The following is a 17,371-nucleotide window of genomic DNA, read 5'->3' on the forward strand; positions in this document are numbered from 1 at the left end:
CGCTTAATACATGATAAATATAGGGATAATCGGTGCCACAGCTTATACCAGCCTGGAACTCATAAAAATTCTCCTACGCCATCCGGAAGTAAAGATTACCTATCTCGGTGTACGCAGGACAGACCGGCCTAAGATATCAGATATCTTCCCATCATTGAAATCAATGCTTGATTTACCGTGCGAGACTGTTGAGCAGAAAGAAGTCCCTGATACTCTTGACCTGGCTTTTATCACCTTGCCGCCAACCATTTCTATGCAATACGTCCCGCTATTTACGAAACAAGGAATCAAGGTTATAGATCTTAGCGCCGATTACCGTTTCCGCGATAAATCGCTTTACGAAAAATGGTACAAGGCGCAGCATACCGATGATAAAGGCATAGAGACAGCTGTATATGGACTTCCGGAACTTTTCAGGAATGAGATTAAAAAAACAAATCTCGTAGGAAACCCGGGCTGTTACACTACCTCAACGATATTAGCATTAGCCCCCTTGCTTGCAAAAGGGCTTATCTGTTCAGACGATATTATCGTGGATGCAAAATCGGGCGTATCAGGACGCGGACGTGAACCAAGAGAGGATACCCATTACTGTGAGTGCAATGAGAATATTGAGGCTTACAGCATAGGAGGTCACCGCCATAGCCCGGAAATTGAACATATTCTCTCTCTTAAAACAGGTCAAAAAATATCTATCCAATTTGTTCCACACCTCATTCCCATGAACCGTGGAATCTTGTGTACGATCTACGCCAAGCCAAAACATAAGCTAAGAGAGACCACTATAATCCTTAGTGACGAGGAGGTACGTAACCTCTACAAAGAATTTTACAGCAACGAACCCTTTATCCGTCTGAAAGAGGGAAGTGAAATACCTAAGACAAAAGACGTAATCTACACAAATTTTTGCGATATTGCCACAAAGGTTACCGATAACCGCATTATTATCCTTTCTGCTATTGATAACCTCATCAAAGGCGCTTCCGGTCAGGCAGTGCAAAATATGAACATAATGTGCGGATTTGATGAAAAGACGGGATTGTTATAGGTCAGCTATTTTTCTAAAAGCTATCCCAAAACCTATTTCTGAACGGGAACCTCTCTATCTTCAAATGATCCTAAATACTAAAGTAAGGTTTTTAGATAACTCCCCGGACCGGGTGGCACGGACAAACCTCGTTTGTCCGTGCTTATTTACCTGCGTACATGGATATGGATTACAAAACACTGACAAACAAAGTTTGTCAGTGCCACCCCAGGTACCGGCTTACAGAGTATGAAAAATTCTCTCCTTATACCTCCTATGTCTCAAAGGATAAAACCTTGCTATTATTTCTGTAATATCTGACAACGGTGGCTCTTCCTGTCATTCCCGAATTTCTGTCTCGGGAATCCAGCATAGGGAAGAAAACAGGAAAGAAACTGGATTCCCGATAAACTTGTCCTCGTGAAAACGGGGAAGCATTCGGGAATGACAAATAAAACAGGGGTAAGTAATGGTAAGTATCTACGGTAATACTATACGTGCAAATCTGCGCTTTCCTACCTTAAGAATCATACCAGATTTTATCTCAACATTCAGGGTGGGACAATCAATGATCTCACTATTAACACTTACACCACCTTGTTGTATCAACCGGCGTGCTTCGCTGTTCGTAGTTGCAAAACCACAGAGAACGATAAGCTGAGCAATCCATATCTTACCGTCCTTTAGCTCATCGGGTGATAGCACGATATCAGGAATTTTATCCGGAAGTGCATGTTCCTTAAAAATACGGTCAAACTCTGCAGCGGATGCTTCTGCTTCCTTATCACCATGGTAACGCCGAACAATAGCCCTGGCTAAAGTTACCTTTGCAGTACGCGGGTGAGTGCGAATAGGATCAATCAATTGTTTAATCTCATCCGTACTCAAGTCTGTCGCAAGTTCAAAATACTTACCCATCAAGTCGTCCTGAATAGACATCGCCTTACCAAATATCTCTTGAGGCGATTCGGTTATACCGATATAATTCCCCAGACTCTTGCTCATTTTCTTATTTCCATCGATTCCTTCCAGGAGGGCTGTAGTCAATGCGATCTGCGGTTCCATACCTGCATCCTTTTGCAGGTCCCTCCCCACAAGCAAGCTAAATAACTGGTCTGTTCCTCCCAGTTCTACATCACTTTTTACCATTACGGAATCATACCCCTGCATAAGAGGGTAGATAAATTCATGCACACTAATGGGGATACCCGTATGATAACGTTTTGTAAAATCATCCCGTTCCATCATTCGGGCTACAGTCATTTTTGACGTAAGCTGAATAACATCATGAAAGGTCATTTTCTTGAACCATTGACTGTTATACACCACTTCTGTCTTATTCAAATCAAGTATCTTGCTGGCCTGTGTAAGATATGTTTTTGCATTTTCTAAAACTTTTTCATAGGTAATCATGGGGCGTGTTTTATTAACCCCCGAAGGATCACCTACCGTTGCAGTATAATCCCCGATAATGAGAATAGCAGTATGGCCAAGCGACTGGAATGCACGCAGTTTATGTATCGGGATGGCATTTCCGATATGAATATCGGGAGCGGTTGGATCCAGTCCTAATTTTATGCGAAGCGGCTTATTCTCTTTTACGGACCTTGCCAGTTTTTTTATGAATTCCTCTTTTGTAACAACGTCTACAGTTCCACGCAATATAGTCTCTAATTGTTCATCCGCATCCTTAAACATACTACCTCCATGGTCCAATTCTGTTACAAGTTGCATTCAAATATATCCCACTCAAGGCACTCTATTACGAATACAACGTGACATCCGCTAAAATACCGGAACCTTTCCTTTTAAGAAATATTTAAAATATAATAAAAAAACAAGAGTTAACGAATTGTGTAAGATATGTACGAAGATGGAAGCCGCAAGAGTTTGAGTCTTTTCGTATAAATAACCCAGGAGTATACCCAAGATGAATATCTGTAAAAAAGCAAATACATCCATATGTACAGCAGCAAAAAGAGATGCGCTTATCACCAGGGCATACCGGCTTCCAAAGGTATTTTTCAATGCCGATTGAAGAAATCCGCGAAATAAGATTTCTTCAAGGATGGGGGCAACAATAACTCCAAAGAATACAAGACAAATTATAACGAAGAGTGATTTTTCTTCTAACACCCATTTAACAACATCTTGCGCATCCGGAGCCGTATTGTAATAACGGGAAATCAGGTTGACGATAAAACCTGCAAACATAATAAAAGGAAGCGCAATCAGATAATATTTAATGCCTTGTTTTATGTTGTCCGATAAATGTACCGAAGATAAACCCAGAGCTGTAATCGGTTGATGATGTTCCACGCCCACAATATAAAATATATAGAAACAAACTGATACATTAATAAAAAAGGAAAAGAAGAGAACTACGATACGATTTCCAATGTTGTTCAGGGCGTCATAACCAAAAATTACCTGGATAATCTGCACAATTACAGGCATACCAATAAACATGAGCATAAGATATGCAAGGAAAACCTTTATAGCATCCTTTATGTTCCAACGACCATCAGGCATAATTTTTTGCCTTCTCTGTATATGATTCACTTTGATTATTTCGATATCTGCAATAATAAGTTTATACTTAGCCTGGTATATATAATGATTTTACCATAGAGAAAGGAGAAGTTTTCCGGGTTTTCTTTACCTTTATGCTTTGTTATACATTTCCCATGGCTTGGACAAATACTTCTCTGTTTCTAGGTCCATCAAATTCACAGAAATAAATACCCTGCCATGTACCCAGAGCTAATTTCCCATCTGAGATAGGAATAGAAACAGATGAGCCTACAAGGGTAGATTTGATATGAGCAGCGGAGTTCCCTTCCGTGTGACTATAGCGGCCATCCCAGGGTACTATCTTATTAAGTTCACTTATTATATCCCTTTGGACAGAAGGGTCGGCATTCTCATTAACAGTAACGGCGGCTGTTGTATGAGGCACATAAACATAACATACCCCTTCTTGAGCTCCTGATTTTTGAACAATTCTGTTTACATCAACCGTTATATCAACAAACTCTGTTCTTCCCTGTGTTTTTACCGGTATTTTCTCCATTCAACAAGTCACGAGCCTCTTAGATTTTTATAATTATTCAAATAATAAGCAAATGTATCGTAATGGTTCAGAGATATTTTGTCAAATCTAATTGTCATGAGTGAGAATAAAAGGATGTTAAGGAATTATTCAAAGGGAACTTTCAAATCGAGATATGCAGAAAATAATGCTTTCCGGTCGTTCCTCTTCTTCACGGTATCAAGAATCACCCGTACATTCTCATTTACTTTTTCAGAATATACCATCTTACCGTTAATGTATACCCTCAAGGGTCTTTCCATATCTATAAGTCTATTTTCAAGATACAGGCGTATAGCCTTAATACCCTGAGTTACCAGGAAGATTTCATTATTTTCATCCTTTATGTCAGCCTCAACGGATGCCGTTACCGGCAATGCTTCAGACCTCATTAAATGCCCTGAAATGTCCTTTTGAACTCCGGAAACCCGACCTACTATCTCGGAAAATTCTAAAATTTCGACCCAATAAGATACAGAATATTTTATAGATTCTGTGGAAAATCGCAGCTTCTTCGGATAGAGCAATCTTCCATTCGCACGGAACCAATCAAGAATTTCTCCGGTCTCGTCAAGAGGAAACCGATGTTTCATTTCAGGCAGTTCCTTATAAGCAACACGATAGTTAAGCTTCTCCAGTCTTGAAAGAGCATCCCTTGCCGCTTCTGCCGGAATGACAGTATCTTGAGCGCCATGTACGATATAGACCGGCACATGCATCAGATTTACCAGAAAAGAAGGTATGGGACACTCACCCGCAATAGGGCTTATAGCCGCAAAGAAATGGGGATAACGAAGCGCCATATACCATGCGCCATGACCGCCACTTGAAAATCCGGTAAGGTAAACCCTGTCGGTATCAATGTTGTATTCCTGTTTCATCTTATCAAATACCGAAAGTATAAGCCTCTCCGCCTCATCCTTCCACCATAACCCATGACCGTATGTAGGGGCTACAAGGATAAATTCATCGTTATGTGCCGATGACCTTAACCATGCCATCACCGGATCGTAACCTCTGCTGCCAACCCCATGGAGTATCAGAATCATCGGCCATGATTTATCAGGCACATAATGAGATGGGGTATATACAAAGTACTCGCCATGTTTTTCCCCAATAGGTACCAATTTCCTTTGTAAACCCAACGGTTGAGATGTATAGCTTGCTGAAGTTTTAATCCATTCCTTACCCGTATTTAAACTGATATGTAACCCATTCAGTTCATGCAGGATATTCTCCATTTCATCTGCATGAGTACTCTCGAGGTATTTGCGGATTAATAACTGGCCTTGAGAATCAGCCTCATGTCCGTAGCAAAAAGGCGCGACTATGAGTAAGAATGGAATGATGAGAAAAAGTCTACACATAATAATAAAACATCCGGAAATATTACCTCTCAAATCACGAAAGCACAGAAATATTCAGCACATTTGACACAGAATCTTAAGAAAACTTAAGTCCAACAATCCCTGCTATAATCAGACCGATAAAAACAATACGGAATGGGTCAGAAGGTTCACCAAATAACACTATACCGAGAATTACAGTACCGACCGCGCCGATACCCGTCCAAATTGCATACGCCATCCCTATTGGAATGATAGTAACGGCCTTTGACAGGAAAAAAAAGCTCGCTATCATGGCAAACACCGTCCAAACACTTGGCCAAAACCGGGTAAAACCTTCCGTATATTTCAGGCCAATTGCCCATCCAATTTCAAAAAAACCAGCGGTCAAAAGATAAATCCATGCCATAAATATCAGTATACCCTTTTATCCGTTCGATTATACCAGATTTTAAAAAGTTCTAAATTCTCTTCCCGGAGAAGGTCGCCGGCAATTTCAACCGGACTATTACCAAACCGTTTCATCTCCTTATTTAAAATAGTAAGCTCATTAAATCCTATCTTTTTTGCATCGTCAACCCGTGTACCATACATGATTTTTGTGATCTTCGCCCAATGGCAAGCACTAAAACACATAGGACACGGCTCACAGGTAGAATAAATTACACAACCCGACAAGTCAACCGTATTCAATTTCTTACATGCTTCTCTGATCGCATTCATTTCAGCATGGGCGGTTATATCCATAGTTTGCCAGACGATATTATGAGTACAACTGATAACCTCTTCATTCTTCACGATACACGCCCCAAAAGGTGTTTGTCCTTTCTCAATACCCTCCCTTGCCTTGTGTATAGCAAGCCTCATACATTTTTCATGAAAAGCATTCATCTGCATAAGTATTATTTTATATACACTTTAATCTAACTACAACGAATAAAAACAAAATTGAATTGAAAGAATGAAATAAAGAGATAAAATACCGAAAAACTGGGGCAAAAAATATGCCGGATCCTGAAGAAAAGGTAACAATACACAGCAGGATGACATAGACAATAAAACAGAATAATGAATTGAAGAAATTGAGACACGGCTGAAACAGAAAATTCAACAAACAGAACTTTTTACTATTCGATGGAATATTGCTTAAATAATGGATGTCAACAAAGATGTTACATGGGATGACATATCAAAGGAAAAGATACAGAATTTCCTGAAAGAAGCGGGTGTCAATATCAGGAAAATAGTTCCACGTGACATCCTGACAAGCTTAAGCATAGCGCGGGACAACAAGATTACCAATGCAGGCGTACTTTTCTTTGCTAAAAATCCCCGCAAGTTTATCCTTCAGTCGCAAATGACACTGATTGCCTTTAAGGGAAGAGATCGTGTGCACATCTATGACAGGCAGGACGTGCAGGATGACCTTCTTATTCAGTTCAATACAGCGGCGCTTTTCCTTATGAAACATTTAAACCGCCGTAGCGAGATAAAAGGCGTGAACCGCAAAGACATCTATGAGAAGATACCATTTGAGGCATTGCGAGAGGCTGTTGCAAATGCAATAATCCACCGTGATTACAGCATGAGAGGCACAAGTCTGATGGTGGAGGTTTATGATGATCGGGTTGAAATAGTCAATCCCGGTGTATTCCCCGGCGCAAAAAGGAGCGACTTCGGCAATTACGATACAGGAGATTGCAGAAATACTTGGGATGAGCCTTGCCGGTGTTGAAAAATCTATCCGAACACTTAAACAGCAGGGACGTCTGCGCCGTATCGGTCCCGACAAAGGAGGATATTGGGAGATTATTGATACCCAATGTCATTAAGTTAAGGATTATTTTAGCTAAACAACCCCCAATGTCCCCCTTTGTTAAGGGGGATTTGATGGTTTGTTCCCCCTTACTAAAGGGGGATTCAGGGGGTTGTTTTTCCTTTGGTGATAGAGAGTTTCACGGCAGATTCTTAACTTAATGGCATTGTATTGATACCCAAACCCTGACAACATGAATTTACATGGATAGGGCAAGGGAACTTTCTATGGATAATATTGCTGTTACAAAAACCGATTTGTTGATATCTTCAAGGAGAGACCTATGACAGAACCAATGATTACCTGTCCGAAATGCCAAACTGATATTAAACTGACCGAATCGCTTGCAGCGCCTATGATCGAATCAGCACGGCGCGAATATGAACGGCGATTGGCCCAGAAAGACGCAGATATCGCCAGGCGTGAATTGTTGCTTCGTAAGCAAGAAGAGGCTCTTTCTAAGGAAAAAGAGGCCATAGACAATCAAGTAGCAGAGAAACTGCGACAGGAGCGCGCCAGGATCGCTGCCGAAGAATCCAGAAAGGCTAAACTTGCTCTGACGACCGATCTTGAGCAAAAGACCAGGGAGATTGCCAGCCTTCAGGAAATTCTCAAGCAGAGGGATGGAAAGCTTGCCGAAGCTCAAAAAACCCAAGCTGAAGTTATGAAAAAACAGCGAGAACTTGATGATGCAAAGCGCGAGTTTGACTTGACGGTTGAGAAGCGGATTCAGGAAGGGCTTGCCGCCGTCCGTGAACAAGCGCATAAAGAAGCAGGAGAGCAACTGAAACTCAAAGTGTTGGAGAAGGAGCATACTATCGCCGCAATGCAGAAGCAGATAGAGGAACTTAAGCGCAAAGCTGAGCAAGGATCACAGCAACTCCAGGGAGAAGTTCAGGCGCTTGAAATTGAAGCGCTGTTGAGCGCGAAATTTTCCCATGACATAATCGAACCTGTCCCGAAGGGAGAGCATGGAGGCGACGTATTGCATCGCGTTACAAGTATACCGGGTCAATGCTGTGGAACAATCTTGTGGGAATCAAAACGAACAAAGAACTGGAGCGATGGCTGGTTGTCAAAACTCAGAGAAGACCAACGTGCAGCCAAGGCAGAAATTGCCGTAATTGTCAGTCAGACCCTCCCAAAGGGTGTTGAAACATTCGAATTGATAGACGGTGTTTGGGTGACACATCCGAGAGCGGCGCTCCCCGTCGCCGTTACGCTACGCCATACGTTGATTGAGGTTGCTTCAGCTCGCCAGGCTACCGATGGTCAGCAGACCAAGATGGAGATGGTCTATCAGTATCTTACCGGTCCAAGATTCCGCCAACGAGTTCAGGCTATTGTTGAGGCTTTCTCATCAATGCAGGAAGACCTCGACAAGGAGAAGAAGGTAATAACAAAGCAATGGGCCAAACGTGAGGAACAAATTGATCGTGTCATGCAGGCGACTGTCGGTATGTATGGCGACTTGCAGGGGATTGCGGGGAAAACGCTACAGGAGATTGAAGGGTTGGGCTTACAAGCATTGGAATCTCCAGGTAATAGCGCAGATGAAATGAAATTGTAAGGAAGAATTGAAAAAACAACTGGAAGGCTAAATAATAGAGTAATGTCCAACAACAAGACTCAAAAACTTGAGCTCACCTGGATAGGCAAAGATAACCAGCCGAAACTGGAGCCGCGCATATTGATAGAAGACCCGGGAAAGTCTTACGGGCACACCCCTCGCCCCTCTCAAGATGGGAATAAGAAAAGTCCCCTCCTGGGAGGGGATTTAGGGGTGGGTAACATGCTTATCTGTGGCGACAATCTCCTTGCCCTGAAAGCCCTTGAACAGGATTTTGCCGGGAAAATCAAATGCATCTATATTGATCCGCCCTATAACACAGGCAATGCCTTTGAACATTATGATGATGGACTAGAGCATTCTATCTGGTTGAGTTTAATGAAACCCAGAATAGAAATATTGCATCGACTTTTACGATCAGACGGAACGCTCTGGATTTCTATTGACGATGATGAATGCCATTATCTGAAGGTATTGTGTGATGAGATTTTTGGAAGAAAGAATTTTGTAAATACTGTTATCTGGGAAAAGAAGTATTCTCCTCAAAATGATGCAAAATGGCTTTCTGACAGTCACGACCATATCCTGGTCTATGCCAAAAATAAAGATTTGTGGAGACCAAATCTGTTGCCAAGAACAGCAGAAATGGATTCCCGATATAAGAATCCTGATAATGACCCAAGAGGATTGTGGACATCATCAGATTTGTCTGTTAAGACGTACACTCCTAATACTGATTATCCCATAACACTTCCTTCTGGAAGAGTAGTAAATCCAACTGAATCTCGATGTTGGGCTGTATCAAAAGAAAAATTTCTAGAATTGGTTGAAGACAATCGAATTTGGTTCGGAGAATCAGGGAATAATATGCCAAGGTTAAAAAGATTCTTATCTGAAGTTCAAGAAGGCACTGTATCTAAAACCATTTGGTTTAGAACCGAGGTTGGTGATAATCAGGAAGCAAAGAAAGAAATCAAAGCCTTTAATAGTGAAGATGTTTTTACTACTCCCAAGCCCGAACGCTTAATTCAACGCATTCTCACATTAGCCACGAACGAAGGTGATTGGGTTCTCGATTCCTTCCTTGGTTCCGGAACGACTGCCGCTGTTGCCCATAAGATGAACCGCAGGTGGATAGGGATAGAACTGGGCGAGCATTGCCATACGCACTGCTTGCTACGACTGAAGAAGGTCATTGACGGCACGGATCAGGGCGGAATATCAAGAATTGTACACACCCCTGGCCCCCCTCGAAAAAGGAATGAACCCACCCCTAACCCCTCCCAAGAGGGGAATAAAGAAAGTCCCCTCCTGGGAGGGGAAATAGGGGTGGGTTGGCAGGGTGGTGGTGGTTTCAAGTATTACTACTTAGCCCCAAGTCTGCTAAAAAAGGATAAACATGACACCTGGATTATTGATGAACGTTACAATGCCGATATGCTTGCCGCGGCTATGGCAAAGCATGAAGGTTTTAGATACTGCCCGGACGAGGATATTTACTGGAAACATGGCCGTTCAACTGAACAGGATTACATATTTACCACTACTCAGTTTATTACGGTACAGTTTTTAGATAAGATTCACGAAGAAATGAAACCGGATGAAAGCCTTCTGATCTGTTGTAAATCTTTTCAAGAAGCTTGCGCAAATCGTTACGCTAGTATTACCATAAAAAAGATCCCCAAGATGTTGCTCGGTAGATGTAAATTTGGGAAAGAGGATTATAGTTTAAATATTGTTAATTTGCCTGAACCCACCCCTGGCCCCTCCCAGGAGGGGAATTTGAAGAACTCATCCCAGGCGGGGAATGCAGAAAGTCCCCTCTCGGATGGAAAACATAAAAGTCCCCTCTTGGGAGGGGATTTAGGGGTGGGTAAATCAGACAAAAGGAAAAAGTCTGAAAAAGATAATAACTCTAAAAGCTATAATAAACAGAGAAAACTATTCGAATGAAACGAAAAGTTATTTTACCATATAATCCAAAGTTAAAAGAAGTTGCACGATGTTTGAGAAAAAGCGGTACTTTATCAGAGGTACTTTGTGGAGATATTTAAAAGGGAAGCAATTGCTGGGACATGATTTTGATCGTCAAAAACCTATTGATAATTATATTGTAGATTTCTTCTGTAATGAGTTGATGTTAGCAATTGAGATTGATGGTATCAGTCATGAAAATAAGAGTGAAGAAGATAGAATAAGACAATCAAAATTGGAATCTCTTGGAGTAAGGTTTCTAAGATTTTATGATTCAGATGTTAAGGGAAATATACAAGGGGTTATTACTGCAATTGGGGAATGGATAAGGGCGAATGAACCCACCCCTAACCCCTCCCAAGAGGGGAATTTTAAGAGGACATCTCCCAAGAGAGGAATGCGAAGAAGGTGATCTTTCAAAGAGGGGAACTTAAAGAAGAATCTTTCCAAGGAGGAGAATGAAGAAGAACTTGAGCAATCAACCTCCCATCCTCTCTTTACTAAAGGGTAGTAATAGATGCATAAAGAAAATGAGAGGACAAAAAATGAACCGCATAGCCATGTCAATTAAAAATCGCTTAAGCCTTCGCCTACCACAGGCAGATAGCCTGAACATACTGGCAGAGTTAATGGATAAATTGACTCTTCAGAAAAATGGCGATTTATCTACTGCACTGGAGATAGTAAGAAGCGCCTATCCTACTTGTACTGATTTTGAGAGAAATTTCCCGTCGATCTGTTTTTCGTTGGCTACCGGGGTTGGTAAGACCCGGCTTATGGGGGCATTTGTAGTTTACCTGTATTTGTCAAAAGGCATGAGAAACTTTTTTGTTTTGGCTCCCAATATCACCATTTATAACAAATTGATCGAAGATTTCTCCAATCCCACCAGCCCAAAATATGTATTTCAGGGTATCGGTGAGTTTGTTCACAAACAACCACGTATTATTACAGGAGATAATTACAACACCCTCCCACAAACTTCCTTTCTTGAATCAGACGTACATATTAACGTATTTAATGTTTCCAAGATAAACGCCGAAACAAAGGGCGGTAAACTTCCACGCATTAAAAGGCTTTCGGAATATTTAGGTGTTTCTTATTTCAACTACCTTTCTAATCTTGATGATCTGGTTCTGTTGATGGATGAATCTCATCATTATCGTGCAGACAGAGGAATGCAGGTTATTAATGAATTAAACCCGGTTTTAGGACTAGAGGTTACAGCTACTCCACAGATAGAACGAAGCGGAGGTGCTATCAAATTTAAAAATGTCGTCTACGAATACTCATTAGCTAAAGCTATTCAGGATGGATTTGTAAAGGAACCCGCAGTGGCCACCAGAAAGGATTTCAATCCTGCACAGTACTCCAATGAAGAATTGGATAGGATAAAACTGGAAGATGGCATACGAATTCATGAAGACACGAAAGTAGCATTGGATATTTACACAAGGAATAATAAGGAAAAACGGGTCAAGCCATTCGTATTAGTTGTTGCTCAGCATACAGAACATGCAAGTGACCTGAAAAAGTTAATAACCTCAAATTCATTCTTTCATGGTGATTATGCAGATAAGGTAATGGAGATTCATTCGAATCAGTCCGGAGAAGAAAAAGATGAAAATATCGAGAAGTTAATTTCTCTGGAAAACCCTGAGAATAAAATAGAAATTGTAATCCACGTTAACATGTTAAAAGAGGGCTGGGACGTAACAAACCTTTACACAATCATCCCCCTGCGGACAGCAACATCATTGACTTTACGAGAACAAACTATTGGTAGAGGATTACGATTGCCTTACAGGAAAAAGACGGGAAATGACAAAGTAGATAAATTAACAATTGTAGCTCATGATAAATTCCAGGAAATAATAGATGAAGCAAATAAACCCGATTCTATCATTAAGCGGCAAAATATTATTGTAATTGATGCACAAGAATTGAATGAACAAAAAGAAGTTATTACCTCTGTTTCAAGCATTGAACAGAAGTTTGAAGAGGAACAAAAAAGGATATATAATCTTACTGAACCGGAAAGCAAACAAAAAGCACTGATTAACCTGGAGCTTCAAAAGACAATCCTTTCAACCCTTCCGGAAATGAACAATGCAGTTAAAAATGTTCATGAACTAACGAAGCCTGAAATTAAACAAATCGCATTAGAGAAGATAAAACAAAAGATGTATAGTTCTCCACAAAAAAACTTGTTTGCCCTAGAAATGATAAAGGAAGTTGAAGCTGCATATGAGACAGTAGTACATGAATTCGTCAGAAATATCATAGAAATTCCACGGATTACCATCCAACAAAGCAATGAAACAAAGTCTGGTTTCAGGGATTTTGATCTGGATACGAAAAGTCTTAATTACCAGCCAGTATCAGAGGAAATATTAATAAGGAAACTTCGCGAGCAGGAGAATAGCATTGATATCTTAAATGGTATAGATAAAGGGAGAATTATTATTGATAAGCCTGAGAATCTTATAGTTAACGAGCTTATGAATTATCCGGAAATAGATTATGATACACAAGCGGATTTGTTATTTACATTGGCACAACAAGCTGTTGGAAAATTCAAAACGTATCTTGATAATGATATGTGTACGAACGTTGTCCAATATCATAAAAAAGAAATTGGAAAGTATATTCATTCACAGTTAATGCAACACTTTTATTATGAGGCACCGGGCTATGAAAAACCCGTTGTAAAGCCATTTACAAGGATTGAAGAACATAACTTTTCAAAGTACACAAAAGATAGCATTCATCATTTTACAGAAACAATTACTCCAACAAGCGCCATTCTAAATAAAATATTTAGCGGTTTTAGAAAGGCTTGTCATAACCTGTATAAGTTTGATTCTAAATCAGAGAAGGACCTTGCTGCTATCTTAGAGCAAGATAAATCCGTTCTTAAATGGATGAGACCAGCTCCGGATCAATTCATGATATATTGGAAGCACAATTCGAAACAATATATTCCTGATTTTGTTGTGGAAACTGTTGATACTATTTGTATAGTGGAAACAAAAAAAGAAGATGACATCGAATTAACGGATAGTAAAGAAAAAGCGCAAGCTGCCTTTCAATATTGTAAGTATGCAACTGAATACACTACCAAACATGAAGGAAAACCCTGGAAATACATTTTGATACCTCATAATGCTGTAATCATGAATATGGGTTTTGGAACTCTTGTCATGAAGTATGAATATCAAAGTTGAGAAACAATTTCTTTTTCTTACTAACAACTTTTTCAATCAATCCCTTAAACTCAATTCTCCGGTTTTACCTTCACGTAAGTACGCAGGGTCTATCGTGCTCTCTTCGCAGACAGGCTTGTTAGTCGCTGTAAAGCAGGCGACATATCATACTTATCCAGATGGACATCCAGGATACAGAAACCATCCTTATATTTTTCGGCAGCTTCGAGCGCCTCACTCAGTTGTTCTTCAGTCTTAACAATAAAGCCTCTACCACCACCAATTATTTCAGGGATACGACTATATTGCCACAATTGCAAATCATTAAACGGACCGTCCATCATAGGACGTTCTATCCCGTATCCATAATTATTAAAGACAACAACAATTGGATTAAGATGGTACCTCACTATGGTTGAAAGCTCCATACCCGTCATTTGAAATGCGCCATCGCCGACCAACACTAAGGGACGCAGAGAGGGACTGGCTAATTGGGCTCCTATACTTGCAGGCACTGCAAAACCAAGCGAAAGATAGTATGCCGGAGATATAAATTCGGTGCGGCGGTGAACAACAAGATCAGAACCGCCAACCAAGGCATCGCCAACGTCTGCTATAACAACCGTATCATCGGTCAGGAATGAGTTCAAGCACTGGAATAATCGCTGAACGGTAACCTTTTGCCCTTTTACCGGTGAAAACGGCTGAACCTCCTGATGCTGAATACCTTTCAGCTCCTGACGTTTAATATTGGCTCTCATCAACTCATACATGAAATCTTGCAGATAGATATTCTCATAATTGTGGTGACGAATAGCGGTTTTTTCACTCGTGACATAAATCATTCTCCCCTGATCAAGATGTGCCGTAAAGGCACCAAGATTAATATCTGTCAAAAGAGCTCCCAGCAATACCAGACAATCTGAGGATTCAACATATTCGCGGACAAAATCATGCCCAATTGCGCCTTCATATAACCCCAGATACAGAGGATGTCGTTCACTGATCACCGATTTACTGAGAAGCAACGATGTAACAGGTATATTTGTTTTTTCTATGAATTTTACGAGTTCACTTTGTAACCCGAACCTCTGCAATTCAACACCAGCGATGATAACCGGTTTTTTCGCTGCATGTATCATAGTTATAGCTTCTGTAACTGCTTCCTGAAGAGCAACAGGATCACTTTTTTCTTGCATCTCGCGGAATTCATACTGATGGGTAACTTGCTCAGAGGTCATATCCCGGGGCAGTTCGATATAGACCGGGCGTTTATAGCGTTGAGCTGCATTCAGAACACGATCAATCTCGCGAGGAGCGGTTCCTGGATCACTTAATACGGTAGAAGCAACCGTGACTTCATCAAATATCTTCTTTTGTGTATCAAAGTCGCGCACTTTATGATGAAGCATCGGATTTTTTTTGCGTTCTTTGATCCCGGGCGCTCCGCTTATAACAACGACGGGGGATTTTTCAGCATACGCCTGAGCTACCGGATTAACTACCTTTAACCCGCCAACGCAGTAGGTAATACATACAACCCCTAGTCCATTCAAGCGGGCATAAGCATCTGCCGCATATCCTGCCCCCTGCTCATCACAGGTGCAGATTACGTTAAGCTTGCTATGAACGAGGTCATCGAAAAAGCGAAGCACATAATCGCCTGCAACACCGAAGACATGACGGGCTCCACAATTATAGAGTTGCTCAATGAGGTAGTTGCCAAGAGTGTTTTTCATTTCCATTGCTTTATCCTCTGATCGGTGCAGTAAAATTTTCCTCTGTTTACTCTTCTGTAATACAGGAATTATCTAACCATGGAACGTGTTTATTGTAGCTGAAAGGATTATTAGTAAAAATAAAACTGTATGATTATTTAAATGTACCTTCACTTCCCACACGATTGTTAAAATATGAATTGCCGCCCTTCAATTCGAATTTCCTTTCTCCATCATGAAAGCTGCCAAAAATGGTTCTGCCTTGCATGAATACTAAAATGAATCTATTTTTGATATTTGTGTGAGTAATTGGAGTTTTATTATCTCCGCCAAGCACAGGCTCAGTGGTAAGTTGCATGAGCTTTCCATTATTTACCTTTACGGTATAACTGCCATCCATACCTGATATGTCAATGTTCGCAGAACTTGTTGATTCAATCTTTCCAAAAGTGCTAAACATACCTTTTGCTAACCCAATGGCTGCTTCTCTCTGCCCGTCATTCTTCCCATCTACATAGATACGAACCCATTCACCTGGGGCAACTGCATAGGCGATTTTCGTTCCTGCCAGGTCAGCGCCCATATAATTCCCTTCACTCAAAGATACCACGCCAACAGCATTACACCCCTCATTTAAGCCAATCAGCTCACAGGGACATGGAGCCTTGCAACTACATCCTTCAACAAAGACACCTTGCATACTCCACTTCTTATCGGCAATGGCGCTATCAACCCAAAGTACAGAAATGATTGCTACAACAAGAATGAAATATTTTGTGCGCATAGGAACCTCCTTTGTATTTTACGAATGAAGATTATTTGAAGTTAAAGAAACCTGGAATAGAATAGTTTCCATAAACATTTCCCCCCTATGGGGTTATTTTTTAAAAAACTACAGGGTTACAAGATATTTCTATGTGTTATATTTCCATCAAAAGTAATACCCGGAAATTTTTCGTCTACACATTCTTTCGTAATTAACATATCATGATTACCGGGCATATAGATAACCTTTTTACGGGCAGCAAGATCTTTAAGAGCAGCAAAAACATGTTTATTATCCGGAGATTCGATAATCTCCTCAAATGTAGGAGGAATTTCATAAACAGGATAAACCCAATTATCCATAATATCACCTAAGAGAACTATCTCTTCAATATCCTTAACTGTTGCTAAATATCTTAAAAAATCCTCAAGCATCTTCGTTCTTGACGGGCTAAGCCAATCGTAAGCGTAACGGCTCTCTCTCGGAACCCTTTTCGCTCCAATATGCATATCGCTTATAAAAATACATTTCTTTCTGTCAGACATTTTTCAAACCTCCCTTCATGAAGTTCTCATGTATCACAAAAGTTCAGTTTTGGAATTTCCGATTTGTAATTCTTATTTACGATACTTTTCTGTCATAATATTCTTTTTTTCTACCAAAATACAATAAAATCTCAAACCAAAGAGAATGCCTGAAACTATTCCACTTCCTGAGTTACCAGTATATTTCTGATAAGAAACGATTTTAAAATTACCGGTAATTCGATACCTTATAGTTTATTATGGCTTTGTTGCACAAAGCCGGATAAATATCTGATATACTAAGAGAATAAGGGAAAGAGTACCATAAATTAT

Annotated in this window: 15 protein-coding genes and 1 pseudogene; 7 read left to right on the forward strand and 9 right to left on the reverse strand. The window is 40.5% G+C overall.

All coding sequences use genetic code 11. The annotated features are described in order from the left end of the window. The first annotated feature begins 10 nt into the window (after window positions 1-10). Window positions 11-1,048 carry an N-acetyl-gamma-glutamyl-phosphate reductase gene (gene argC, locus FBQ94_RS01970; RefSeq protein ID WP_007221102.1) on the forward strand — a complete coding sequence of 346 codons (1,038 nt, stop codon included), beginning with the start codon at window positions 11-13 and terminating at the stop codon, window positions 1,046-1,048. A gap of 459 nt (window positions 1,049-1,507) precedes the next feature. Here argC and tyrS read toward each other — a convergent pair whose 3' ends face one another. The 6 genes from tyrS to FBQ94_RS02000 all read right to left on the reverse strand — a co-directional run bounded on the left by tyrS (window position 1,508) and on the right by FBQ94_RS02000 (window position 6,331). Beyond that, entirely contained in the window at window positions 1,508-2,761 is a 1,254-nt protein-coding gene (tyrS, locus tag FBQ94_RS01975; protein WP_285441954.1) for a tyrosine--tRNA ligase, read from the reverse strand. A gap of 51 nt (window positions 2,762-2,812) precedes the next feature. Continuing rightward, window positions 2,813-3,559, reverse strand: coding sequence for a CPBP family intramembrane glutamic endopeptidase (locus FBQ94_RS01980; protein WP_007221100.1), 747 nt, complete (start codon window positions 3,557-3,559; stop codon window positions 2,813-2,815). Window positions 3,560-3,701: 142 nt separating this feature from the next. Further along, entirely contained in the window at window positions 3,702-4,100 is a 399-nt protein-coding gene (locus FBQ94_RS01985; protein ID WP_007221099.1) for a secondary thiamine-phosphate synthase enzyme YjbQ, read from the reverse strand. A gap of 125 nt (window positions 4,101-4,225) precedes the next feature. After that, complete coding sequence (locus FBQ94_RS01990) at window positions 4,226-5,485, reverse strand: carboxylesterase family protein (protein ID WP_040543592.1); 1,260 nt, start codon at window positions 5,483-5,485, stop codon at window positions 4,226-4,228. 76 nt (window positions 5,486-5,561) lie between these two features. Continuing rightward, entirely contained in the window at window positions 5,562-5,873 is a 312-nt protein-coding gene (sugE, locus tag FBQ94_RS01995) for a quaternary ammonium compound efflux SMR transporter SugE (RefSeq protein ID WP_007221097.1), read from the reverse strand. 5 nt (window positions 5,874-5,878) lie between these two features. After that, complete coding sequence (locus tag FBQ94_RS02000) at window positions 5,879-6,331, reverse strand: nucleoside deaminase (protein WP_007221096.1); 453 nt, start codon at window positions 6,329-6,331, stop codon at window positions 5,879-5,881. Window positions 6,332-6,617: 286 nt separating this feature from the next. Here FBQ94_RS02000 and FBQ94_RS02005 point away from each other — a divergent pair, with 286 nt between their 5' ends. The 6 genes and pseudogenes from FBQ94_RS02005 (at window position 6,618) to FBQ94_RS02030 (ending at window position 14,051) form a co-directional block, all read left to right on the forward strand. Beyond that, a complete protein-coding gene (locus FBQ94_RS02005) occupies window positions 6,618-7,199 on the forward strand; it encodes a putative DNA binding domain-containing protein (protein ID WP_007221095.1) in 582 nt (193 codons plus the stop codon). Next, window positions 7,180-7,296, forward strand: a complete 117-nt coding sequence (locus FBQ94_RS02010) for a hypothetical protein (RefSeq protein ID WP_285441955.1) — start codon at window positions 7,180-7,182, stop codon at window positions 7,294-7,296. The genes FBQ94_RS02005 and FBQ94_RS02010 overlap by 20 nt, the downstream gene beginning before the upstream one ends. 267 nt (window positions 7,297-7,563) lie before the next feature. Further along, on the forward strand, window positions 7,564-8,850 hold the full coding sequence (locus FBQ94_RS02015) for a DUF2130 domain-containing protein (RefSeq protein ID WP_007221094.1): 1,287 nt from the start codon (window positions 7,564-7,566) through the stop codon (window positions 8,848-8,850). 42 nt (window positions 8,851-8,892) lie between these two features. Next, window positions 8,893-10,803 (forward strand): site-specific DNA-methyltransferase, encoded by a 1,911-nt coding sequence (locus FBQ94_RS02020; protein WP_007221093.1) that lies wholly within the window; start codon window positions 8,893-8,895, stop codon window positions 10,801-10,803. After that, window positions 10,800-11,236: pseudogene (locus FBQ94_RS02025) on the forward strand (endonuclease domain-containing protein). The gene FBQ94_RS02020 and the pseudogene FBQ94_RS02025 overlap by 4 nt, the downstream one beginning before the upstream one ends. A 46-nt stretch (window positions 11,237-11,282) precedes the next feature. After that, window positions 11,283-14,051 carry a DEAD/DEAH box helicase gene (locus FBQ94_RS02030; RefSeq protein ID WP_051006162.1) on the forward strand — a complete coding sequence of 923 codons (2,769 nt, stop codon included), beginning with the start codon at window positions 11,283-11,285 and terminating at the stop codon, window positions 14,049-14,051. Window positions 14,052-14,140: 89 nt separating this feature from the next. On the opposite strand, the gene FBQ94_RS02035 is transcribed toward FBQ94_RS02030, so the two are convergent. The 3 genes from FBQ94_RS02035 to FBQ94_RS02045 form a co-directional block, all read right to left on the reverse strand. Further along, the gene (locus FBQ94_RS02035; RefSeq protein ID WP_007221090.1) at window positions 14,141-15,775 is read right to left on the reverse strand and encodes an alpha-keto acid decarboxylase family protein; all 1,635 of its coding nucleotides are present in this window, start codon (window positions 15,773-15,775) and stop codon (window positions 14,141-14,143) included. A 127-nt stretch (window positions 15,776-15,902) separates the two neighbouring features. Further along, window positions 15,903-16,532 carry a DUF1326 domain-containing protein gene (locus FBQ94_RS02040; protein WP_007221089.1) on the reverse strand — a complete coding sequence of 210 codons (630 nt, stop codon included), beginning with the start codon at window positions 16,530-16,532 and terminating at the stop codon, window positions 15,903-15,905. 116 nt (window positions 16,533-16,648) lie between these two features. Next, entirely contained in the window at window positions 16,649-17,059 is a 411-nt protein-coding gene (locus FBQ94_RS02045; RefSeq protein WP_007221088.1) for a metallophosphoesterase, read from the reverse strand. Window positions 17,060-17,371 lie beyond the last annotated feature (312 nt).

The sequence above is a fragment of the Candidatus Jettenia sp. AMX1 genome (assembly GCF_030263775.1).
Classification (GTDB): domain Bacteria; phylum Planctomycetota; class Brocadiia; order Brocadiales; family Brocadiaceae; genus Jettenia; species Jettenia caeni.